A 22,831-nucleotide genomic window follows, 5' to 3' on the forward strand; every position below is an offset into this window, starting at 1 on the left:
TGGTGGTGCATGATGGATATAAAACGTGAAGTGAAATCTTCTGTGAAAGATGAGAACTTAATTGAAATGCGACGTGAACAAATGGTGCGCGGCGCGGTAAAACTTTTTAGGGAAAAAGGTTTCCACAGAGCGACAACTCGAGAAATTGCCAAGGCGGCTGGTTTCAGTATTGGCACACTTTATGAATATATTAGAACAAAAGAAGATGTCTTGTTCCTCGTTTGTGACGATATTTACAATAAGGTGAGCGATCGACTTGTATCTATTACCCAGAAAGAGGAACCGGGAACAATAGAAGGCTTTAAAACTGCAATTAATCTTTATTTCAAGTTAATTGATGATATGTCTGATGAATTTGTTGTCATGTATCAGGAGTCTAAATCATTGACGAAAGAAGCGCTTCAATATGTATTGAAAAAAGAGATGGAAATGGTCGCTCTTTTTGAAAATATACTACATGCATGTGCAAAAACAGGTGTACTTCGCATTAAACCGAAAGACATCGAAATAGCGGCACATCATGTTGTTGTCCAAGGACAAATGTGGGCATTTAGAAGATGGGCTTTTCATTCATCCTATACAATTGAAGATTATATAAGGATACAAACAGATCAGCTATTTGCTGGTTTAGTGAGAGACTAAAACGAAGTGTAAGTTTTATGGATTAACGGTAACTATTTTGTAGGGGAGTGCTTATTAATGGCGACTATTGAGATATACAAACCAATAAATCACATTCGTATGATTACAGCGTCTAGTTTATTTGATGGACATGATGCATCAATTAATATTATGCGCCGTATTTTACAGGCTAGTGGCGCAGAAGTTATTCATTTAGGACATAATCGGTCAGTTGAAGAAGTTGTGAACGCAGCAATTCAAGAAGATGTGCAGGCAATTGCGATGTCTTCGTATCAAGGTGGGCATGTTGAATATTTTAAGTATATGCATGACCTTTTAGAAGAAAGAGGAGCCCCGCATATTCGGATTTACGCAGGCGGTGGCGGAGTTATTATACCGAAAGAAATTAAAGAATTACACGAATATGGTATCGCATGGATTTTTTCACCAGAAGATGGTCGTAAAATGGGTCTTCAAGGTATGATTAATCGTATTATGGAGCAATGTGATTTTAAAACTACGGCTGGAGGCAAGCTTGCAAGTCTCGATGAAATAAATACGACTAGTCCTGAAAAACTAGCAAATCTAATTACGTATGCAGAGGAAATGTATGCAAAAGACGATAAAGACGCTAAAGCACTTATAATAAATGCGCGTGAAATGTCGAAAAACACACCTATATTTGGAATTACAGGTACAGGTGGGGCGGGTAAAAGTTCATTAACAGATGAATTAATTCGACGGTTTTTGCATGAGCTTCCTGATAAAAAAGTTGCGATACTTTCAATTGATCCAACGAAGCAAAAAACAGGTGGCGCATTACTTGGTGACCGTATTCGGATGAACTCTATCTTTAATGACCGTGTATTTATGCGCAGTTTGGCAACGCGCGGTTCACGTTCAGAACTATCCGGAGCGATGCAAGATGTTCTTGATATCGTGAAAGTAGCTGGCTATGATTTAATCGTCGTTGAAACGAGCGGGATTGGTCAAGGAGATGCAGATATTGCGGACATCTCTGATGCAACGATGTATGTTATGACGAGCGAATTTGGTGCACCTACGCAGCTAGAAAAAATTGATATGATTGATTACGCAGACTTAATTGCGGTAAATAAATTCGAACGAAAAGGTTCTGAAGATGCGATGCGTCAAGTTCAGAAGCAATACCAAAGAAGTCGTCTACTTTGGGACCAAGAAATCGATACAATGCCAGTTTACGGGACAATCGCAAGTCAGTTCAATGACATTGGAACGAATACATTGTTTGCGGCAATTGTTGGTGTGTTAAATGAAAAGTATGGTCTTGATTGGGAGACATCGTATGATGATTTTGTGAAAACGCAAAAACAAAATGTCATTATCCCAACAGAACGATTGCATTATCTACGGGAAATTTCTGAGACGGTACGCGGCTACCATAGAAAGTCTGAAGTACAAGAAAGTCTTGCGCGACAACTGTTTCAACTAGAAGGGTCGATTCAAGTTGTGAAAGACCGTGCGCCCGACGATGCCCTTGTACATTCACTTGAATCGTTGGCAAAAGGGGTAAGCGAAGAACTAACGCCTTTATCAAAGAAAATTCTAGACAATTGGGAATCATTGAAAGAATCTTATGCAGGAGAAGAATTTGTCACAAAAGTACGCGATCGAGAAATTAGGACAATTCTTCGGACAACAAGTTTATCAGGCGTGAAAATACCGAAAATCGCATTGCCGAAATTTAAAGATTATGGTGAAATCTTACGTTGGGTATATCGTGAAAATGTACCAGGTTCATTCCCGTATTCAGCAGGTGTTTTTCCGTTTAAACGTGAAGGTGAAGATCCGAAACGTCAATTTGCAGGAGAAGGAACACCTGAACGAACGAATCGCCGCTTCCATTACTTATCGGAGGGGGATGATGCAAAACGTCTTTCTACTGCATTTGATTCGGTTACATTATACGGAGAAGATCCGCATGAACGACCAGATATTTACGGTAAAGTCGGCGAATCAGGCGTTAGTATATGTACGTTAGAAGACATGAAGAAGCTGTATGAAGGTTTTAACCTTTGCTTACCGTCTACTTCTGTTTCGATGACAATCAACGGTCCAGCGCCGATTATATTAGCAATGTTCATGAACACAGCAATTGATCAACAAGTCCGCATAAAAGAAGAAGAACTAGGAAGAACATTAACTGTCGAAGAGTTTACAGTAGTGCATGATACGACACTGCAAGTTGTTCGCGGAACTGTTCAAGCGGATATTTTAAAAGAAGATCAAGGTCAAAATACATGTATTTTCTCAACAGAATTCGCACTCCGTCTGATGGGTGATATTCAACAGTATTTCATTGATAAAAAAGTTCAGAACTACTATTCGGTATCTATTTCCGGCTACCATATAGCGGAAGCGGGAGCTAATCCGATTTCACAAATTGCATTCACGCTTTCAAATGGCTTCACTTATGTTGAGTATTATTTAAGTCGAGGCATGAACATCGATGATTTCGCACCTAATCTATCATTCTTCTTTTCTAATGGACTAGACCCTGAGTACACGGTTATTGGGCGAGTTGCTAGAAGAATTTGGGCTGTTACGATGCGCGACAAATACGGTGCAAATGAGCGTAGCCAAAAATTAAAGTATCATGTACAAACGTCTGGACGCAGCTTGCATGCACAGGAAATTGATTTTAATGATATTAGAACAACGCTTCAAGCGCTTATGGCACTTCAAGATAACTGTAACTCGCTCCATACTAATGCGTATGATGAAGCCATTACAACACCGACAGAAGAATCTGTTAGACGCGCAATGGCCATTCAAATGATTATTACAAAAGAGCATGGTTTATCTAAAAATGAAAATCCGTTACAAGGTGCATTTATTGTTGAAGAATTAACAGATCTCGTTGAAGAAATGGTACTCCAAGAATTTGATCGTCTGAACGACCGTGGCGGTGTACTTGGTTCTATGGAAACGCAGTACCAACGTGGTAAAATTCAAGAAGAGTCAATGTACTATGAAATGAAAAAACATTCTGGTGAACTTCCTATAATCGGAGTGAACACTTATTTAAATCCAAACCCACCTTCCGAAGAAGATGTTGATAATATGGAAATAGCTAGGGCAACAAAAGAAGAGAAAGAAATACAAATCATAAACTTACGCAATTTCCAAAATAAGAACAAAGACGAGACTATAGAAGCATTAGCTAAATTAAAAGAAGTTGCTGTAACAGGCGGCAATATCTTTGAGGAACTGATGCATTCAGTAAAAGTCGCAAGCCTTGGTCAAATAACGAATGCTTTATACGAAGTAGGCGGCCAATATCGCCGTAATATGTAATAGGTACTAGTCGTCTGAAAACTAATCTGGAAATAATCCATTATCATCTTTGTGGATTATTTCCAAATGCTATGGGACAATGTATAGAAGGCGAAACTTTATAGTATATTCGGAAGCAGGGAAGAGGTGCCGAGGTGAAATTATATCAGCACATATTAATCGTGTCCGCCCTCGCAGTATTCACATTTATTTTTTATAAAGATGGCTTAGGTGCTGTATCATTCTTACTTGCCGCTGCTTATCTAGGATTAATTTTCGTTAAAGAAGTTAAGCGTGTAAGGAAATAATATTTTTTTGTAATGGTTTCTTTACGTACTAATTGGACTTATGGTATAATAATAAAGTTAAGATTCAACCTACATTTAATTATTAATTTGAAGACTGGATTGTTCTGGTCTTTTTTTATGTAAAAAATCATTTTTATTAAAAAGTGGCTTCTAAGACTACTTTTTGTCTATACTAGTAAATATAGATATGTATTTGAGAAAGGGCGTGCGTTTTATTGAATATCAGTGAAATGACGAAAGAACAACTTGCAGAAGAATCGATGATTGACATCGCTTATGCTGTTTTAGCTGAAAAACGCGAAAACTTAACATTAAGACAATTAATGGATGAGGTTCGTAAACTAAATGGCGTTACTGTTAGAGGAATGGCTGATAGATTGCACCGTGTGAATACAGATATTAATGTTGACGGTCGTTTTCTTTCAATTGATGACATCAGATGGGGGCTGCGCGAGTGGTATCCTGTTGACCAACTTGAGGTAGAATCGGCTCCAGTAGTAAGAACGCGTAGAAAAAGAAGAAAGTCAGCTGATGAAGTTGATGAAATTGATGAAGATGACGAAGATGAATTGGACGAGGATGGATTTGATAAAATTGACGTCGATGAAGATGACGAAGATGATATCGAAGAAGACTTTGTTGTTGTAAGTGATGAAGATGAAGTCGACCCGGACCTTCTTGAAGTAGAAGATGAGGAAGAAATTCCAGAAGATGTAGACTTCGACGACGAAGAAGAAGATGAAGAGGAAGAAGATTAATTTCTTGACTTCATCACAAGGCGCAATGTAAGATTCTACTGGGCTCCTTAAAAAAGGACATATAAACTCAGTACTTGTGCGCTCCTACTGCAAACCTTTGCAGACGGGGCGTTTTTTAATTTTTTCTAAGACATATCTTCATTACTTTTGGCTTGTACTTGCTGTGTCTGAATTGGTTTACTTCTTTAAAATATACTAAAACGAACGGAGAATTTTAAATGACAAAATATATTTTTGTAACTGGCGGCGTTGTTTCGTCTTTAGGAAAAGGAATTACAGCTGCATCTCTTGGTCGTTTACTGAAAAATAGAGGACTTAAGGTGACGATTCAAAAATTCGATCCGTATATAAACGTGGACCCAGGTACAATGAGTCCCTATCAACACGGGGAAGTATTTGTGACAGATGACGGCGCAGAAACAGATTTGGATTTGGGTCATTATGAGCGTTTCATAGACATTAATTTGAACAAATATTCTAATGCGACAATGGGTAAAGTGTATTCATCTGTCTTGAAAAAAGAACGTCGCGGAGACTATGGTGGGGCTACAGTACAAGTAATTCCTCATATTACAAATGAAATAAAAGAGCGCATGATGCGTTCTGGTAAAGAAGCGAATGCGGATGTCGTCATTACTGAAATTGGCGGTAGTGTGGGAGATATCGAATCACTACCATATCTAGAAGCGATTCGACAAATGAAAAATGATCTTGGTAAAAATGATGTGATGTACGTTCACTGTACACTTATTCCATATATGAAAGCTGCGGGCGAAATGAAGACGAAACCAACACAACACAGTGTCAAAGAGTTGCGTGGACTCGGAATTCAGCCAAACATTATCGTTCTTCGTTCTGAACAGCATGTCCCTCAGGAAATGAAAGATAAAATTGCGTTATTTTGTAGTGTAAGACCAGAAGAAGTAATTGAAGCAGTAGATGCTGATACACTTTATAAAATCCCACTTATGCTAAAAGAGCAAAAAATGGACGAAATTGTAATTGATTATTTAAATCTCCAAGCAGATGAAGCTGATATGACCGAATTAAATGCCATCATTGAACTTGTCGGATCTCTTACGAAAAAGGTTCGTGTTGCACTTGTTGGTAAATATGTTGAACTACAAGATGCATACATTTCTGTTGTTGAAGCATTATCACATGCGGGTTATGGCTACGGTACAGAAGTAGACATAAAATGGATTGATTCTGAAAAAGTGACAAAGCAAAATGTTGCCGAGCACCTCAAAGATGTAGACGGAATTATTGTTCCTGGTGGATTTGGTGATCGTGGTATCGATGGTAAAATTGAAGCAGTTACGTATGCACGTGAAAACCAAGTACCGTTCTTCGGAATTTCACTTGGTATGCAGCTTGCAGCAGTAGAATATGCGCGTAACGTCCTTGGACTAGCTGATGCTCACTCAACAGAGTTTAATCCAGACACAAAAAATCCAATTGTTAAAATTCCTTCTGAACAAAAAGGAAACAGCAACGGCGATAATAATGAAATAGGCGAAATGCGACTTGGTTTATATCCATGTAAAGTTAAGAGTGGAACAAAAGCGAGTGCTGCATACGGAGAAGAGCTTGTTTATGAACGTCACCGTCATCGTTATGAATTTAATAACGCATACCGTGCACAACTAGAAGAGGCTGGTTTAACATATTCGGGTATGAGTCCTGATGGCCAATTTGCGGAGATTATTGAACTTGAAAATCATCCTTTCTTCGTTGGTTGCCAGTTCCATCCAGAATTTGTATCACGTCCAACACGCCCACAACCATTAATTAAAGCTTATGTAAAAGCGATAATTGATACTAAAGAAGCGTCAGAATAAATAAAACTGTACTAAAAATGGATAAGTCCATTTTTAGTACAGTTTTTAATTTTAATTTAAGAAAGCATCAAACAGACTGTGCCGTGTTCTTAAGGTTCAATCAAATGATAACATTTCATCGTAAGCGATTTTAACTGCTTCATAGATAAATAATGCTGCAAGTGCGTGTGGTTGAACGATGCGCTTGTCATTATCAGCTGGAAGTAAACCTTTTAATAAGCCAATTTGAATATAAGTAGTCGCCAATGTCGCGAGTTCATTTGAATCATCTGGTTGCTCGGTAGCAATGGCAGCAAAAGGGATGAATTGACTGGAAAGCTGGCGTGCGATATGAATAGTACGATTATCGCTAGATGACCTTGAAATAATCCACACACGATCCTCTTTATTTATAATCATACCCTCTTCGTAATAAACTGCTCCAAATAAAGGTTCAGCACTTTCTAGTGCATTTATCGGAATTGCAGCCATTTCACCTAGTCCGAAAATTATAATCCGACCTTTTCCGACTGTTGCTTGAGCCAAAAGTCGAGCAGTTTCTTCTATTGTTTCTTCGTTGCTAGTTACTATTTGCTGTAAAAGTCCACTAATTTGCGTCGCTAACATTTTTATCTTAATCACCCCATAGTCATTATAGGAATTGCTCATATGAAAAGCAAAAAATAAAAGTTTTGTAGGAATAAAGGGAAAATACAGACCTATGTCTAATAGTATAATGTAATGGAGTATTATTAGGAGGAACGGACAAATGAAAAAACTTCTAATTGTAGATGATCAAGCAGGTATAAGAATGTTACTTTGCGAAGTATTAAATAATGCAGGCTATAAGACCTTCCCGGCTGCAAATGGCATAGAAGCAATGCAATTGGTTAATACTAAACAACCAGATTGTATTATTCTTGACATGCAGATGCCGGGCATGAATGGTGCTGAGTTTTTGAAAAAAGCAAAAGTTGAATGGCCCAACATACCTGTTATATTAATGACTGCATATGATAGAACGGATATATCTGAAGAATTACTTGAAAACATTTTTCATTTCCTTGTGAAACCGTTTGATATAAACGATGTTCTAGCTACTGTAAAACGGCTATAGGAAAGCTAACAGCCTGTGAAGTGGTAAATGCCCAATTTATTTGTTATAATTATAAAGATATATAAGCGATTGTTCGTGAACGATTGGTTTTCGAACGCTTTTAATTTAATACTTAGATTACGGTATCACTCCAAGGAGGATTTTTAATGGCACTTGTTTCAATGAAAGAAATGATGATTAAAGGTAAACAAAATGGCTATGCGATTGGGCAATTTAATTTAAATAATTTAGAATATACACAGGCGATACTACAAGCCGCTGAAGAAGAGAAATCACCAGTTATACTTGGCGTATCTGAAGGCGCAGCACGTTATATGGGTGGATTTAAAGCAGTAGTAAGTATGGTTAAGGGGCTTATGGAAGAATATAAAACAACGGTCCCAGTTGCTATCCACTTGGATCACGGTTCTAGCCTTGAAAAATGTAAAGAAGCAATTGACGCTGGCTTTACATCGGTTATGATTGATGCATCTTCAAAGCCGCTTGCAGAAAATATTGAAATTACAAATGCAGTTGTGGAATATGCGCATGCGCGTGGAATTTCGGTAGAAGCTGAATTAGGTGTAGTTGGCGGCGAAGAAGATGACATAATTGCAGATGGTGTCATTTATGCAGATCCTGCTGAATGTAAGGAGCTTGTTGACAATACAAATATTGATTGTTTGGCACCTGCACTTGGTTCTGTTCACGGTCCTTATAAAGGCGAGCCGAATTTAGGATTTGAAGAGATGGAAGCTATTTCTAAACAATCCGATCTACCACTCGTATTACATGGTGGAACTGGGATCCCAACTAAGGATATCCAGAGAGCAATCTCACTTGGAACATCAAAAATTAACGTCAACACTGAAAACCAAATTCAAGGTACGAAAGCAGTGCGTGATACACTTGCAGCTGATGCTGACGTATATGATCCAAGAAAGTATTTAGGACCTATGCGTGAAGCTATTAAAGCAACAGTTATTGGTAAAATGCGTGAATTCGGAAGTTCTCAACAAGGTTAATTAATATTTAAAATAAGGAGAAACGTCTAGAAAATAAAGACATTCTCCTTATTTGGATTATTTAGAGGAGGAATATTATAATGAAGTTTTTTATAGATACAGCAAATTTTGATGAAATTAAAGAAGCACATAGTTGGGGGATTTTATCAGGAGTTACAACTAATCCTTCCCTTGTAGCAAAAGAAGACGTTTCATTTCATGAACGTTTAAAAGAAATTACTACACTTATAACAGATGCTTCAGTTAGCGCAGAAGTAATTGCATTAGACGCAGAAGGTATGCTGAAAGAAGGACGTGAGCTTGCTAAAATTGCTCCGAATATCACAGTTAAATTACCTATGACACCTGAAGGTCTAAAAGCTTGTTCTGTTTTCTCTAAAGAAGGAATTAAAACGAATATAACTCTAATTTTTAGTGCAAACCAAGCACTTCTTGCGGCACGTGCGGGAGCGACTTATGTATCACCGTTTCTAGGCAGACTAGATGATATTGGGCAAGATGGCATGACTTTAATTAGAACAATAGCAGAGATTTTTGATATACACGGTATCGAATCTGAAATTATTGCGGCATCTATTCGTAGTCCACAACATATTACAGACGCAGCGTTACAAGGTGCTCATATTGCTACAACACCGTTTAATGTTTTGAAACAGTTATTTAACCATCCTCTTACGGATAAAGGGATTGAAGCATTTCTCTCGGATTGGGAGAACAGAAAGAATAAGTAATATGTTTGAAGGAGATTGTAATGGACGTATATAAGATAAAAGGCGGCAAGCGCCTACAAGGTACAATAAAAGTGAGTGGTGCAAAAAATAGTGCGGTGGCTCTCATACCTGCATCGATTTTAGCGGATTCTATCGTCACAATTGAAGGGCTTCCAGCTATTTCTGATGTACACATATTGCAAGAACTTCTCGAGGATATTGGGGGCAAAGTTGTATTTAAAGATGGGGAAATGATGATTGACTCAACTGAAATAATTTCTATGCCTCTTCCAAATGGTAATGTGAAAAAACTACGCGCTTCGTATTATTTAATGGGTGCGATGCTTGGTCGTTTTAAACATGCAGTGATTGGACTCCCCGGCGGTTGCCATCTAGGACCAAGACCCATTGATCAGCATATAAAAGGATTTGAAGCTCTTGGTGCGAAAGTGACGAATGAGCATGGTGCGATTTATTTGCGTGCAGAAGAACTTCGTGGTGCGAAAATTTATCTAGACGTTGTAAGTGTTGGCGCAACAATTAATATTATGCTTGCAGCTGTCCTTGCAAAAGGGCGTACAACGATTGAAAATGCAGCGAAAGAACCTGAAATTGTTGACGTAGCAACATTACTTACTAATATGGGTGCAGATATTAAAGGCGCCGGAACAAATATTATTCGTATTGAAGGCGTAGAAAAGCTTCACGGAACGCGCCATACAATCATTCCCGATAGAATTGAAGCTGGTACATTTATGATTATGGCCGCGGCTGCTGGAGACGGTGTAACAATTGACAATGTAATACCGTTCCACGTTGAAGCATTGACAGCGAAACTTCGTGAAATGGGCGTTAATATCGTCGAAGAAGATGAGAGAATCTTTATTCCGAAATCGACGGACCTAAAAGCAGTAGATATAAAAACACTTGTCTATCCTGGCTTCCCAACCGATTTACAACAACCTTTATCAGTATTGCTCACGCAAGCGAAAGGTTCTTCTGTTATTACTGATACTGTCTATTCCGCGAGATTTAAGCATATCGATGAGCTTGTCAGAATGAATGCGACAGGCCGTGTAGAGGGAAGATCCGCTATACTATCTGGTCCAACGCCACTTCAGGCAGCAATTGTAAGTGCGACGGACTTGAGAGCAGGAGCAGCGTTAGTACTTGCAGGACTTATTGCGGACGGTGAAACAGAAGTGCGTGAAATTCAACATATTGAACGTGGTTATGGTTCGCTAATAAAAAAACTTCAAGGTCTTGGCGCTGATATTCGTAAAGTGGAAATACCTGAAGAATCTGCAAAACTGACAAAATAAATGTGATAGTATAGACGAAGTAGATGAACTTACGAGATATTCGTAAAATTGGGAGGAACAATAATGGAACGCAGTTTAACAATGGAGTTAGTAAGAGTTACTGAAGCAGCAGGTGTTGCAGCAGCACGTTGGATGGGACGGGGTTTAAAAAACGAAGCAGACGACGCAGCGACAGAAGCAATGCGTACTGTTTTTGATACAATTCCGATGCGCGGCGTTGTTGTAATTGGTGAAGGCGAGATGGATGAAGCGCCTATGCTTTATATCGGTGAGGAATTAGGAACGGGAAATGGTCCTGAAGTAGACGTAGCAGTTGATCCGCTTGAAGGAACGAATATTGTTGCGGCTGGCGGCTGGAATGCGCTTGCTGTTATTGCAATTGCAGACAGAGGAAATCTTTTGAATGCACCAGATATGTATATGGATAAAATTGCGGTAGGTCCTGAATCTGTTGGTAAAATTGATATTAATGCATCTGTTGCTGATAACTTACGTGCAGTTGCAAAAGCTAAAAATAAAAATATGGAGGATGTTGTTGCCTCTGTGTTAAATAGAGAACGTCATGCAGGATTAATCGCTGAAATTCGCGAAGCGGGTGCTAGAATTAAAATGATTAATGACGGGGATGTTGCAGGAGCAATTAACACAGCATTTCCTGAAACTGGTGTCGATATTTTATTTGGAATCGGCGGCGCACCTGAAGGCGTAATCGCAGCAGTAGGATTAAAATGTCTTGGTGGAGAATTACAAGGTAAATTAATTCCTTCAAATGATGAAGAACGTGAACGTTGCTTGAAAATGGGTATCGATGTTGATAAAGTCCTGAAAATGGATGACCTTGTTAAAGGTGACGATGCAATATTTGCTGCAACTGGTGTAACTGACGGAGAATTGCTTCGTGGTGTACGTTACAATGGCGGATACAGTGAAACACATTCACTTGTTATGCGTTCTAAATCAGGTACTATTCGTTTTGTAGAAGGCCGTCACAGCATGGAGAAAAAACCTCATCTCGTCATGCAGGACTGACCCCAAAGTTTCAAAAGATATAATAACTTCCACCTTGCCTATAATTGGCAAGGTATCTTCTTTCAAAATTAAGCCCATCAACCTAAAAGAGTGGTGCCAGTAAATTGACGAAACTAACAATGTCTACGCTAGAAGAAATGACTTTAAAAGAGTTATATACACACGCCAAACAATATAAAGTAACTTATTACTCAAAACTAACAAAAAAAGAATTGATTTTTGCCATTATGAAAATGAGGGCAGAACAAGAAGGCTTTTTCTTTATGGAAGGTGTTCTTGAAATTATCCAATCAGAGGGATATGGCTTCTTACGACCTATTAATTATTCTTCTAGTTCAGAAGATATCTATATTTCCGCTTCCCAAATTAGACGTTTTGATCTTCGTAATGGAGATAAAGTAGCAGGGAAAGTGCGTCCTCCAAAAGAATCGGAACGTTATTATGGGCTTTTACAAGTAGAAGCAGTTAACGGTGAAAATCCGGAAGAATCACGAAATCGTGTCCACTTCCCAGCACTTACACCTCTTTATCCAGACCGCCATATAAAACTTGAAACAGACCCTGCAAACTTATCGACACGAATTATGGATCTTGTTGCACCCGTAGGATTTGGTCAACGTGGTCTCATAGTCGCGCCTCCAAAAGCAGGGAAAACATTACTTTTAAAAGAAATTGCTAACTCTATTAGTGTGAATCATCCGGAAGCTGAACTTATCGTCTTGTTAATTGACGAGCGACCTGAAGAGGTTACGGATATTGAGCGATCTGTTAAAGCTGATGTTGTCAGTTCTACTTTTGACGAGGTACCAGAAAATCACATTAAAGTTGCTGAACTTGTTCTTGAACGGGCAATGAGACTAGTAGAGCATAAAAAAGATGTCATTATCTTGATGGACTCGATTACTCGACTTGCACGTGCATATAATCTTGTAATTCCGCCAAGTGGAAGAACGCTATCCGGTGGTATTGATCCGGCAGCATTCCACCGACCGAAACGTTTCTTTGGTGCAGCGCGTAATTTAGAAGAAGGCGGCAGTTTAACGATTCTTGCAACTGCGCTTGTTGATACAGGTTCAAGAATGGACGAAGTTATTTATGAGGAGTTCAAAGGAACGGGTAACTTAGAACTTCACCTTGACCGTAATCTCGCTGAGCGTCGCATCTTCCCTGCACTTGACATTCGTCGTTCTGGAACTAGGAAAGAAGAATTACTTATTCCTAAAGATCAGCTTGAGAGACTTTGGGCAATTCGAAAAACATTTTCTGATACGCCGGATTTTGTTGAACGCTTCTTGAAAAAACTTAGTAAATCAGAAACAAATGAAGCTTTTTTTGAAAAATTAAATACAGAAATGAAAGCACACCGTAATGGTAAAGGCATAATTTAATTTTTACATTTTAAAAAATAGAAAAGTTGCATATCGTCATTTAATTTGCTACAATTGCTTAGGTATCGAAAATACGATTTGCTGCATATACGGCTGACGATACGGGCCGTGTAAGGCATCGATCTTATTAGAAGTTAAACAACTTCTATTATAACATTCTGTTCCAGATGGTTCAGAGCGAAAGGAGAGAGACCGATGAAAGCAGGAATACACCCAGATTACAAAGTTTCCCATGTTACTTGTTCATGTGGAAACACATTTGATACAGGTTCAGTAAAAGAGGACATCCGAGTTGAAGTTTGTTCGGAATGCCACCCATACTACACTGGACGTCAGAAATTTGCTCAAGCGGACGGCCGTGTCGATCGCTTCAACAAAAAGTATGGCCTCAAAGAAGAAGGACGCGAAGAAGAAACAGAAGAAGCATAAGTCCTTCGTTAAATACCCGTCAGGTGCATATGCGCCGGGCGGGTATTTCTATGTTTTACATAAAAAAAGTTACTTAAAACAGGTATTTCGGGTATGATATGAATTCAAATTGAATAATAAGCAAGACGATATATAGCGTGTTTGTGAAAGGAGAAAAAAGCATGAATAATACATTTCAAGGTGGATGGATTGAAGTTGTTTGTGGGAGCATGTTCTCGGGGAAATCAGAAGAATTAATTCGCCGCATACGCCGAGCGCAATATGCAAAACAAGAAATTGTAGTCTTCAAACCCCAAATTGACGATCGCTACAGTGAAAATGCTGTAGTTAGCCATAATGGAACAACAGTAATTGCAAATGCCCTTTCAAGCTCTTCAGAAATTAAGAAATATCTTGTATCTAACTATGACATAGTCGCAATCGATGAAGCGCAGTTTTTTGATGACGGCATTGTAGACGTTGTGATGGAACTTGCAGATCAGGGCTACCGCGTAATCATTGCAGGCCTCGACCAAGATTTCCGGGGTGAACCATTTGGACCTATGCCGCTTCTCATGGCGGTTGCAGAAAATGTAACAAAACTACAAGCCGTATGCACAGTTTGTGGCACATCTGCAAGCCGTACTCAGCGCCTTATTAATGGCATACCAGCCGGTTTTGATGACCCAGTCATTTTGGTTGGCGCTGCCGAAGCATATGAAGCAAGATGTAGACAGCATCATGAAGTACCAAAAGGTGTCACAGCACACGTTGCTATAAATGAATAAAGTCAATTCCCCGACCGTCGATAAGCAGCGGTCGGGTTTTTGTTCGTTTATTCTTTAGTTTTTGAGATACGCCGAAATAAAATGTGTTATTCATACAAATCGTAAAATGAAATGTATGAAACTGAAGGAAACCCCACGTACTTGTAGATTGGAGTGGCGGGGTGGCGACTCCGGCGGGATTTAGGACGAATGAAGTGCAATTCGTCCCGGGGACAGGTGAGACCCTGGACGTAGCGAAGCGAAGGAAGCGGCTCACCGCACGCCCCGCGGAAAGCGTCCACCTGTAGCGGAAATCAACACGATTCATTTATATAGTAACAAAAAAAGAGTGAAGTGAGCATATAACTGCAATATTTGACTTAGGATTATTTTTCAGAGAAATAATTGTATTTAAGACGCTGTTTCACGTACAATAAATAGATAAAATGAGGTGTATACTATGTTCGAAAAACTTCAAATAGTTGAAGACCGATATGACCAATTAAACGAATTACTAAGCGACCCAGACGTTGTAAGTGATATAACAAAACTTCGTGATTACTCAAAGGAACAAGCAAGTCTACAAAAAACTGTCGACGTATACCGCGAATATAAAAACGTTCTTCAAGAACGAGATGATTCAAAAAGTTTATTGGACGAACCGTTAGATAAAGAAATGAAAGAACTCGTTTCACTCGAAATTTCCGACCTAGAAGACCGAATCGAATTAATAGAAGATCAGCTGCGATTGCTGCTAATTCCGAAAGATCCAAATGACAATAAAAACGTAATTATGGAAATACGAGGCGCGGCCGGTGGCGATGAAGCAGCATTATTTGCGGCCAATTTATTCAGAATGTATAGCCGTTACGCGGAAATGAATAATTGGAAAGTCGAAATTATGGATTCATCACCAACTGAACTAGGTGGTTTTAAGGAAATTATTTTCATGATTAATGGCAATGGCGCATTTTCGAAATTAAAGTATGAAAATGGTGCGCATCGCGTTCAGCGAGTTCCTGAAACTGAATCTAGCGGAAGAACGCATACATCTACTGCGACAGTTGCTTCTTTGCCGGAAGCGGAAGATGTGGAAATTGATATCCATGATAAAGATATACGAACAGATACATTTGCATCGTCAGGACCAGGTGGACAATCCGTAAACACAACGATGTCAGCGGTACGTTTATTCCACATACCGACTGGAATTACTGTATCTTGTCAAGATGAGAAATCTCAAATTAAGAACAAAGAAAAAGCGATGAAAGTTCTTCGTGCGAGAATTTATGATAAATTCACTAGGGAAGCGCAAGCTGAATATGATCAAAAAAGGAAATCGGCCGTTGGTACAGGTGACCGTTCTGAACGAATTCGTACGTATCATTTCCCACAAAACCGCGTAACAGATCATCGAATAGGATTATCTATTCAAAAACTTGATCAAATTATCGAAGGAAATATGGATGAAATAATTGATGCGCTCATTATGGAAGAGCAGACGCATCGACTAGAAAGTTTGGATTATAATGATTGAACGAATTTTTGAGGCCCTAAATCGGGCTTCTTCTTTATTAGAAGCAAAAGATCTGGATACGGGCGCAGTTCGTATCTTAATGGAATATGTGACTGGACTTACAGGCGCATCATTACTTATGAATTTTCGCGAACCATTAACAGAAGAACAACAGACTTTATTTTGGAACAAAGTAAAAGAACTTGAAATGGGTAAGCCTATTCAGTACGTCTTGGGTGAAGAAAGTTTTTTTGGTCGTATTTTTGAAGTCAATCCGAGCGTATTAATTCCGAGACCTGAAACGGAAGAATTAATATACAACGCACTTGAAAGAGGACATCGTCTGTTCGAGAATAAAGAAATTGAGATGGCTGATATTGGGACAGGAAGCGGAGCAATTGCGATTACATTTAAAAAAGAGTGGCCAGAAGCTAATGTGACAGCAACGGATATTAGTAAAGATGCCCTTGCTACCGCAATTAAAAACGCTGCCAACTATGAGGCGGCTATAACATTTAAAGAAGGCGACTTAACTGAGCCGATTGCGAATGAAAAATGGGATCTCGTTCTATCGAATCCACCTTATATCGCTTTTGAGGAAGCTGTTGAAATGTCTGATACTGTATTATCCCATGAACCCCATCAAGCATTATTTGCAGAAGAAGATGGCCTGTTTTTTTACCGTAAGCTTGCCGAAAACCTGCCCCGACTTATGAACAATCCTTCTTTAATTGGCGTCGAAATAGGTTATCAACAAGCCGCAGCTGTGCATAAACTTTTTGAGAATTCCTTTCCGAATGCACGAGTTGAAACTGTAAAAGATATTAACGGCAAAGATAGAATGATATTTTGTGAGGTTCATGAATAAATAACTCTTTCTTCGGCAACAATGCGGAGTAGGGGGGGATGAACATGCTAACAGATTACGAGATTAAACAAAAACCATCAAAAATTGAAAAGTTAATGCCTACTATTGAATTTATACTTATATTAATCATATTGCAGTCTATTATCTATCTATTTTCAGCAGGGGTGAATGAAAAGGAAGAAGAAATTCGTTTTCGTCTTCTTGCGCATTCAAACACTGCGGCGGACCAGGATATGAAAGAGAAGATACAGCTAGAGATTGAGCCGTTAATTCAAGATGCGGTTGAAGCTTCTAAATCTGTGGATGAGCTCGGTGATAACTTGGAAGTACTTGAGGGGAAAATAGTTGAAATTGCTAGTTCGCTTTCAAATGGTAAAAAAATTACGTTAGAAAGAAGGGAAGCACTATTCCCGCCAAAACGAGCTGGTTTCTTCGTTACTCCTCAAGCCACTTACGACGCTTATATTATGACCATTGGCAGTGGACGTGGAGATAATTGGTGGTGTGCACTTTTTCCGAAAGTTTGTTTTGTGGATGAAAAAGTTGAAGAGGAAGAAGAAGTGACATTTTTCATTTTTGAATGGTTTAAAGGCTTATTTTCAGAAAGTTACTAACATTTAATGTGGGTAACTCTCTAAAGTTGTGGATAAAGGAGGTTTAATTTGTGGAAACGATTATTGTGGCAGTGGATAACATTGTGGATAATGAGGAGAAATACGCAAAAGCTGTGGATATATTAAGAAATGGTGGCCTTGTCGCCTTTCCTACAGAAACGGTATACGGACTTGGAGCAGTTGCGACGGAAGAAGCGGCTGTGGATAAAATATTCAAGGCAAAAGGACGCCCTTCTGATAATCCGTTAATCGTACATATCGGCACGCAAGAAGAAGTTGCCAGCTACGCTATAAATATTAATGATGATGCGAAATTATTAATGAAAACTTTTTGGCCTGGGCCACTGACGCTTGTTTTTGAACGAATTCCCGGTATTATTGCACCGAACGTAACACCAGGTGTTGAAACGATTGGTATAAGAATGCCTGATCATCCTGTTGCGCTTGAACTTCTTCGGGCATTAAAAGCACCACTCGCTGCACCAAGTGCAAATCGAAGTGGAAAGCCTAGCCCGACTGAGGCTGAACATGTGCGGAAAGATTTAGACGGTTTGATTCCACTGATTTTAGACGGTGGACAAACAGGTGTTGGTCTTGAATCAACTGTTATAGATATGACGACTACGCCACCAATTATTTTAAGACCAGGTGGCGTAACGAGAGAAATGATTGAAACGGTTATTGGTTCAGTAGCAACGAGCGATGCGACAAATCAAAAAGCACCGCGTTCACCAGGAATGAAGTACACACATTATGCACCAGATGCACCGCTTTATATAATAGAGCCAGTGATAGAGACTATAGAAAAAACAATTACCAAACTTCATTTGAAAGATGAACGAGTTGCGGTCATTGGACCTGATGAATTCATATTTTCATCAGCAGATTGGTATTTTGCAATTGGTTCAATCAATGATAAAGAAGCATTGGCGGCAAATTTATATCGTGCGCTTCGACAATGTGATATGACGGATGCAACTGTAATACTTGCAATTGAAACTGATTTGGAAGGCGTGGGCACAGCCTTTATGAATCGTCTTTTAAAAGCTTCAAACGGGAAAAACATATAAAGTAAACTGAATACGTCAATCAATCTCCGCATACGTTGAAAGAACGTAATATGTGGGGAGGCCTGGTGTTGGAGGAGTTATTCGCAGCCGCGGTAACAACGATTGATATTATAGTCGTCTATATACTTTTGAGAATAAAAAAAGGTAAGTTTACCTTAGTGGTTTGGACATCCTTTTTAAATATGTTACTTCCGTTCCTCGGTTTCTTGTTGGGGGAATTTTCTCTGTCGATTTTCACAGGCTGGAGTACAATACTATCGAGTCTATTACTTGTTCTAATTGGGTTACATATGCTTTTACAAGATAATGATGAGAAGTCTTCATTAAAATTAAACCCGGCGATTATTGCGCTTGCGGTTAGCATAGACTCATTTTCGGTGAGCGTATCGTTTGGTATGCTTCATATGAACAAAATACTATTTATTTTAGCATCGGGTGCTTTTTCTTTTATTTTTGCTTTTCTTGCACTTTATTATAAAGATAGACTTGGGTTGAAAAGTGGTAAGGTGTTAAGAAGAGTTGCAGGTTTAGCGCTATTAATTATAGGTGTAATGACATGGTTGAATTGAAATAAACAGTTTATTTATTCTGGTAAATTAACTATTCTATTAAAGGGGGATATATATGAATATTTATTTAATTTGTACAGGTAATACATGTAGAAGCCCGATGGCAGAAGCGATTCTTCGAAGTAGAAACATAGAAAAAGTATCTGTTCGCTCTGCTGGAATCAACGCAATGAACGGCATACCGATTTCGCAAAACGCAAAAACGCTGATCGAAGAGGCGGGAATGCCCTATACACCTGTTTCGCAAGCGGTAATAAAAGAGAATGTTGCTTGGGCTGACTTAATACTGACAATGACCGAATCACATAAACAAATGATGCTCAATTTCTATCCTGAAGCTGTTAATAAAGTATTTACTTTAAAAAGTTACGTAACTTCTGATTTTTCCAGTGATGTCCATGATCCGTTTGGTGGGAATTTGTCCACTTACAAAGAAACTTTTACAGAATTAACAATGCTCATGGATGCACTCGAAAGAAAATTGGACAGTTGAAAAGAAATGTCTACATATAATAGTCTTTGTATAGCATATCGAGTTTGATCGACAATTTGATCAATCAAAATGACCTCTTATTAGATAAGTGTGTATATAGAGGGAAGACCTATGTCTTTTTTCTGAAAAAATGGTAGAATGAATAATAAGTATATTAAGAAATGAGGGATTTCATGAAAGTTGCAATATCTTCAGATCATGGCGGAAATAGGCTTCGAAAGGAAATCATGCAGTTCTTAACTGAAAGTAATATAGAATTTAAAGACTTTGGTCCAAAAACAGACGACTCAGTTGATTACCCTGATTACGCTTCAACAGTATGTGAAGGCGTTGTTAGTGGGGAATTTGATCGCGGAATATTAATTTGTGGAACGGGCATTGGTATGTCTATTGCTGCAAATAAAATAAAAGGCATTCGCTGTGCGCTTGTCCATGATGTCTTCAGTGCAAAAGCGACGCGTCAGCATAATGACACGAATGTGCTTGCAATGGGAGAACGTGTAATTGGCGCAGGGCACGCACTAGAAATCGTTTCAACTTGGCTTGATACCTCTTTTGAAGGTGGCCGACATGAACGACGCGTTAGTAAAATAATGGAACTAGAAAACTGAGACCGTAAGGAGAGATACTTGTGGACAGTTTAAAATTGTGGAAGCATCAGCTCGAAGTATTACTTGCTGAAATGGCTGAACAGGTTCAATTTGAAGAAGGTGGGCTATTCGTAGTTGGTTGCTCTACTTCTGAAATTGCAGGGAAGAAAATAGGAACCGCTGGCGCAATGGAAATTGGCGAAACACTATTTGAACCATTAAAAGAATTTGCAGAACAACATAAAATCCATCTTGCTTTTCAAGGTTGTGAACATATTAATCGAGCGCTTACAATTGAGCGGCAAGTTGCAAAGTTGTTCAATCTTGAGCCGGTTTCTGTCATTCCGGTAATTAATGCCGGTGGTTCAATGTCAGCTTATGCATTTGAACATTTAAATGATGCTGTCGTTGTAGAAGAAATTCGTGCTATAGCTGGGATTGACATTGGACAAACTTTAATAGGCATGCATTTAAAAGCCGTTGTTATTCCGATTAGAACTTCTGTTTCTAAAATTGGAGATGCAGTTGTTACAATCGCAACGACTCGACCAAAATTAATAGGTGGAGCGCGTGCTACTTACTAAAGCATTTTGAAGTTAATTTTATGCTAATAAAGAATTTAGGTAACTTACGTATGGATTACCCCTTCTCCAAACGTAAGGTGTGCAAGAAGTCATGAAAGTAGACGGATTATACTATCATAATTGTCTGAAAATGTTATAATTGATTTAGTTCGGTCAGCCCGGACAACTTTGTGTTTAGTTACTGTTCAGGGAGTTGTTCGAACGAGGTCGTTTTGAACGTAAAACAGTAAGCGATCATAAAAGATAAAGATAGCGCATAGACTATCAAATTTATTGTCGGGGTAACAGCGACAACGACTGTAAGATTTCCAAACGGTCGTGAGCTTTTAGATGTAATAGGTATGAACTAAATTGGTTTGTGACTGTTCTTCTGACTGCTATTCACTGGACAAAATATTAACATAAAAGGGGAATGACGAATGGGACAAGTTACAATTAAGAATCTTTCAGCACAGCTAGAGCAAGTAAAGAAACAGGATACTGTAATTTACGATGCAATTATGGCTGAGAGAAAACGCCAACAATCTAATATTGAACTGATCGCTTCAGAAAACTTCGTAACAGAAGCTGTTATGGAAGCTCAAGGATCAGTATTGACTAATAAATATGCAGAAGGTTACCCTGGCAAACGCTACTACGGTGGTTGTGAACATGTTGACGTCGTTGAGGATGCAGCACGTGACCGTTTGAAAGAAATCTTCGGTGCAGAATACGCTAACGTTCAACCTCACTCAGGTGCACAGGCGAACATGGCAGTTTATTTCACAGTGCTACAACCAGGTGACACGGTTCTAGGTATGAATCTTTCACACGGTGGTCACTTAACGCACGGTAGCCCGGTAAACTTCTCAGGTAAACTATATAACTTTATTGATTACGGTGTTAAAAAAGAAGATGAACTAATCGATTATGAAGATGTTCGTCAAAAAGCACTTGAGCACAAACCAAAAATGATCGTTGCTGGCGCAAGCGCATACCCACGTGAAATTGACTTTGCTAAATTCCGTGAGATTGCAGATGAAGTAGGCGCGTACTTCTTCGTTGACATGGCACATATTGCTGGTCTTGTTGCTGTAGGCGAACACCCTAACCCAGTTCCACATGCTCACTTTGTAACTTCTACAACTCATAAAACACTTCGTGGACCACGTGGTGGATTTATTTTATGTAATGAAGAGTTCGGCAAAAAAATCGATAGTACTGTATTCCCAGGAATTCAAGGTGGACCTCTAATGCACGTTATTGCAGCGAAAGCGGTTGCATTTGGAGAAGCGCAACAACCGGAATTCAAAACACATATTCAACAAGTTAAGAAAAATGCAGCAACATTAGCAGAAGGTCTAAAAGCAGAAGGTATTAACATTGTATCGGGTGGAACAGATAACCACTTAGTACTTGTTAACCTAAGCTCACTTGGCATTACTGGTCAAGTTGCGGAAGAAGTTCTTGATGAAGTTCAAATCACTGTTAATAAAAACGCAGTTCCTTTCGATACTGAAAGCAAGTTTATAACTTCTGGTATCCGTATTGGTACACCAGCGGTTACAACACGCGGCTTTAAAGAAGAAGAAATGAAAGAAGTTGCATCTATTATGGCTTCAGTTCTGAAGAATCATGAAGATGAAGCTATTAAAAAAGAAGCATCGGCACGCGTTAGCGCACTTGTTGCGAAATTCCCGATTTATGTTGATTAAGTAAATACTGGTAAGCCACTTTCTTTTAAAGAAAGTGGCTTATTTTTTTATACCTGGGTAGATTTCATAATCGTAAGAGGTACTGGAATCTCCGGAAAACGTTAATTTCCGCTACAGGCGGACGCTTTCCGCGGGCTTGGCTTCAGCCGAATCGAGACTTCGAAAGTACCGAAGCTCTATCTGAGGCGGAAATCCTAAAGCACAAACTAATTTTTCAAGGCGTTATCTGTTAGAACGAACTAAATTCTGCTATACTAAACGGGACA

At 39.0% G+C, this 22,831-nt stretch carries 23 protein-coding genes; 22 read left to right on the plus strand and 1 reads right to left on the minus strand.

Translation table 11 applies throughout. The features are described 5' to 3' along the window. Positions 1 to 12: 12 nt before the first annotated feature. The 5 genes from AC3RV6_RS02120 to pyrG all read left to right on the plus strand — a co-directional run bounded on the left by AC3RV6_RS02120 (position 13) and on the right by pyrG (position 6,843). Entirely contained in the window at positions 13 to 642 is a 630-nt protein-coding gene (locus tag AC3RV6_RS02120; protein WP_489747829.1) for a TetR/AcrR family transcriptional regulator, read from the plus strand. A 57-nt stretch (positions 643 to 699) separates the two neighbouring features. Next, positions 700 to 3,957 carry a fused isobutyryl-CoA mutase/GTPase IcmF gene (icmF, locus tag AC3RV6_RS02125; protein ID WP_489747830.1) on the plus strand — a complete coding sequence of 1,086 codons (3,258 nt, stop codon included), beginning with the start codon at positions 700 to 702 and terminating at the stop codon, positions 3,955 to 3,957. Positions 3,958 to 4,091: 134 nt separating this feature from the next. Next, the gene (locus AC3RV6_RS02130) at positions 4,092 to 4,244 is read left to right on the plus strand and encodes a hypothetical protein (RefSeq protein WP_489747831.1); all 153 of its coding nucleotides are present in this window, start codon (positions 4,092 to 4,094) and stop codon (positions 4,242 to 4,244) included. Between the two features lie 215 nt (positions 4,245 to 4,459). Beyond that, a complete protein-coding gene (gene rpoE / locus AC3RV6_RS02135) occupies positions 4,460 to 5,002 on the plus strand; it encodes a DNA-directed RNA polymerase subunit delta (protein WP_489747832.1) in 543 nt (180 codons plus the stop codon). Positions 5,003 to 5,220: 218 nt separating this feature from the next. Then, complete coding sequence (pyrG, locus tag AC3RV6_RS02140) at positions 5,221 to 6,843, plus strand: CTP synthase (RefSeq protein ID WP_489747833.1); 1,623 nt, start codon at positions 5,221 to 5,223, stop codon at positions 6,841 to 6,843. Positions 6,844 to 6,939: 96 nt separating this feature from the next. On the opposite strand, the gene AC3RV6_RS02145 is transcribed toward pyrG, so the two are convergent. Then, positions 6,940 to 7,449: a DUF2529 family protein gene (locus AC3RV6_RS02145; protein WP_489747834.1), complete on the minus strand. Its 510-nt coding sequence runs from the start codon at positions 7,447 to 7,449 to the stop codon at positions 6,940 to 6,942. 142 nt (positions 7,450 to 7,591) lie between these two features. Between AC3RV6_RS02145 and AC3RV6_RS02150 the strand changes: the two genes are divergently transcribed. The 17 genes from AC3RV6_RS02150 to glyA all read left to right on the plus strand — a co-directional run bounded on the left by AC3RV6_RS02150 (position 7,592) and on the right by glyA (position 22,565). Then, on the plus strand, positions 7,592 to 7,939 hold the full coding sequence (locus AC3RV6_RS02150) for a response regulator (RefSeq protein ID WP_489747835.1): 348 nt from the start codon (positions 7,592 to 7,594) through the stop codon (positions 7,937 to 7,939). Between the two features lie 146 nt (positions 7,940 to 8,085). After that, complete coding sequence (locus AC3RV6_RS02155; RefSeq protein ID WP_489747836.1) at positions 8,086 to 8,943, plus strand: class II fructose-bisphosphate aldolase; 858 nt, start codon at positions 8,086 to 8,088, stop codon at positions 8,941 to 8,943. An 80-nt stretch (positions 8,944 to 9,023) separates the two neighbouring features. Beyond that, complete coding sequence (fsa, locus tag AC3RV6_RS02160; protein WP_489747837.1) at positions 9,024 to 9,674, plus strand: fructose-6-phosphate aldolase; 651 nt, start codon at positions 9,024 to 9,026, stop codon at positions 9,672 to 9,674. A gap of 20 nt (positions 9,675 to 9,694) precedes the next feature. Beyond that, on the plus strand, positions 9,695 to 10,975 hold the full coding sequence (murA, locus tag AC3RV6_RS02165; RefSeq protein ID WP_489747838.1) for a UDP-N-acetylglucosamine 1-carboxyvinyltransferase: 1,281 nt from the start codon (positions 9,695 to 9,697) through the stop codon (positions 10,973 to 10,975). A gap of 63 nt (positions 10,976 to 11,038) precedes the next feature. After that, the gene (glpX, locus tag AC3RV6_RS02170) at positions 11,039 to 12,004 is read left to right on the plus strand and encodes a class II fructose-bisphosphatase (protein WP_489747839.1); all 966 of its coding nucleotides are present in this window, start codon (positions 11,039 to 11,041) and stop codon (positions 12,002 to 12,004) included. A 119-nt stretch (positions 12,005 to 12,123) separates the two neighbouring features. Further along, positions 12,124 to 13,392: a transcription termination factor Rho gene (gene rho / locus AC3RV6_RS02175; protein ID WP_489749165.1), complete on the plus strand. Its 1,269-nt coding sequence runs from the start codon at positions 12,124 to 12,126 to the stop codon at positions 13,390 to 13,392. A 195-nt stretch (positions 13,393 to 13,587) separates the two neighbouring features. Beyond that, positions 13,588 to 13,821 (plus strand): 50S ribosomal protein L31, encoded by a 234-nt coding sequence (rpmE, locus tag AC3RV6_RS02180; protein ID WP_489747840.1) that lies wholly within the window; start codon positions 13,588 to 13,590, stop codon positions 13,819 to 13,821. 161 nt (positions 13,822 to 13,982) lie between these two features. Further along, positions 13,983 to 14,588: a thymidine kinase gene (locus AC3RV6_RS02185; protein WP_489747841.1), complete on the plus strand. Its 606-nt coding sequence runs from the start codon at positions 13,983 to 13,985 to the stop codon at positions 14,586 to 14,588. A gap of 439 nt (positions 14,589 to 15,027) precedes the next feature. Further along, complete coding sequence (gene prfA / locus AC3RV6_RS02190) at positions 15,028 to 16,104, plus strand: peptide chain release factor 1 (RefSeq protein WP_489747842.1); 1,077 nt, start codon at positions 15,028 to 15,030, stop codon at positions 16,102 to 16,104. Then, positions 16,097 to 16,951 carry a peptide chain release factor N(5)-glutamine methyltransferase gene (gene prmC, locus AC3RV6_RS02195; protein ID WP_489747843.1) on the plus strand — a complete coding sequence of 285 codons (855 nt, stop codon included), beginning with the start codon at positions 16,097 to 16,099 and terminating at the stop codon, positions 16,949 to 16,951. The genes prfA and prmC overlap by 8 nt, the downstream gene beginning before the upstream one ends. Before the next feature lie 44 nt (positions 16,952 to 16,995). Beyond that, on the plus strand, positions 16,996 to 17,565 hold the full coding sequence (locus tag AC3RV6_RS02200; RefSeq protein ID WP_489747844.1) for a stage II sporulation protein R: 570 nt from the start codon (positions 16,996 to 16,998) through the stop codon (positions 17,563 to 17,565). A 50-nt stretch (positions 17,566 to 17,615) separates the two neighbouring features. Further along, on the plus strand, positions 17,616 to 18,635 hold the full coding sequence (locus AC3RV6_RS02205; protein WP_489747845.1) for an L-threonylcarbamoyladenylate synthase: 1,020 nt from the start codon (positions 17,616 to 17,618) through the stop codon (positions 18,633 to 18,635). A gap of 68 nt (positions 18,636 to 18,703) precedes the next feature. After that, a complete protein-coding gene (locus AC3RV6_RS02210; RefSeq protein WP_489747846.1) occupies positions 18,704 to 19,204 on the plus strand; it encodes a manganese efflux pump in 501 nt (166 codons plus the stop codon). A gap of 55 nt (positions 19,205 to 19,259) precedes the next feature. Further along, entirely contained in the window at positions 19,260 to 19,697 is a 438-nt protein-coding gene (locus AC3RV6_RS02215) for a low molecular weight protein arginine phosphatase (RefSeq protein ID WP_489747847.1), read from the plus strand. A gap of 173 nt (positions 19,698 to 19,870) precedes the next feature. Next, complete coding sequence (gene rpiB / locus AC3RV6_RS02220) at positions 19,871 to 20,308, plus strand: ribose 5-phosphate isomerase B (protein WP_489747848.1); 438 nt, start codon at positions 19,871 to 19,873, stop codon at positions 20,306 to 20,308. Between the two features lie 20 nt (positions 20,309 to 20,328). Next, positions 20,329 to 20,871, plus strand: coding sequence for a TIGR01440 family protein (locus AC3RV6_RS02225; RefSeq protein ID WP_489747849.1), 543 nt, complete (start codon positions 20,329 to 20,331; stop codon positions 20,869 to 20,871). Between the two features lie 419 nt (positions 20,872 to 21,290). Then, positions 21,291 to 22,565, plus strand: a complete 1,275-nt coding sequence (gene glyA / locus AC3RV6_RS02230; RefSeq protein WP_489747850.1) for a serine hydroxymethyltransferase — start codon at positions 21,291 to 21,293, stop codon at positions 22,563 to 22,565. Positions 22,566 to 22,831 lie beyond the last annotated feature (266 nt).

It is taken from the genome of Sporosarcina sp. So3-204, from assembly GCF_058068165.1.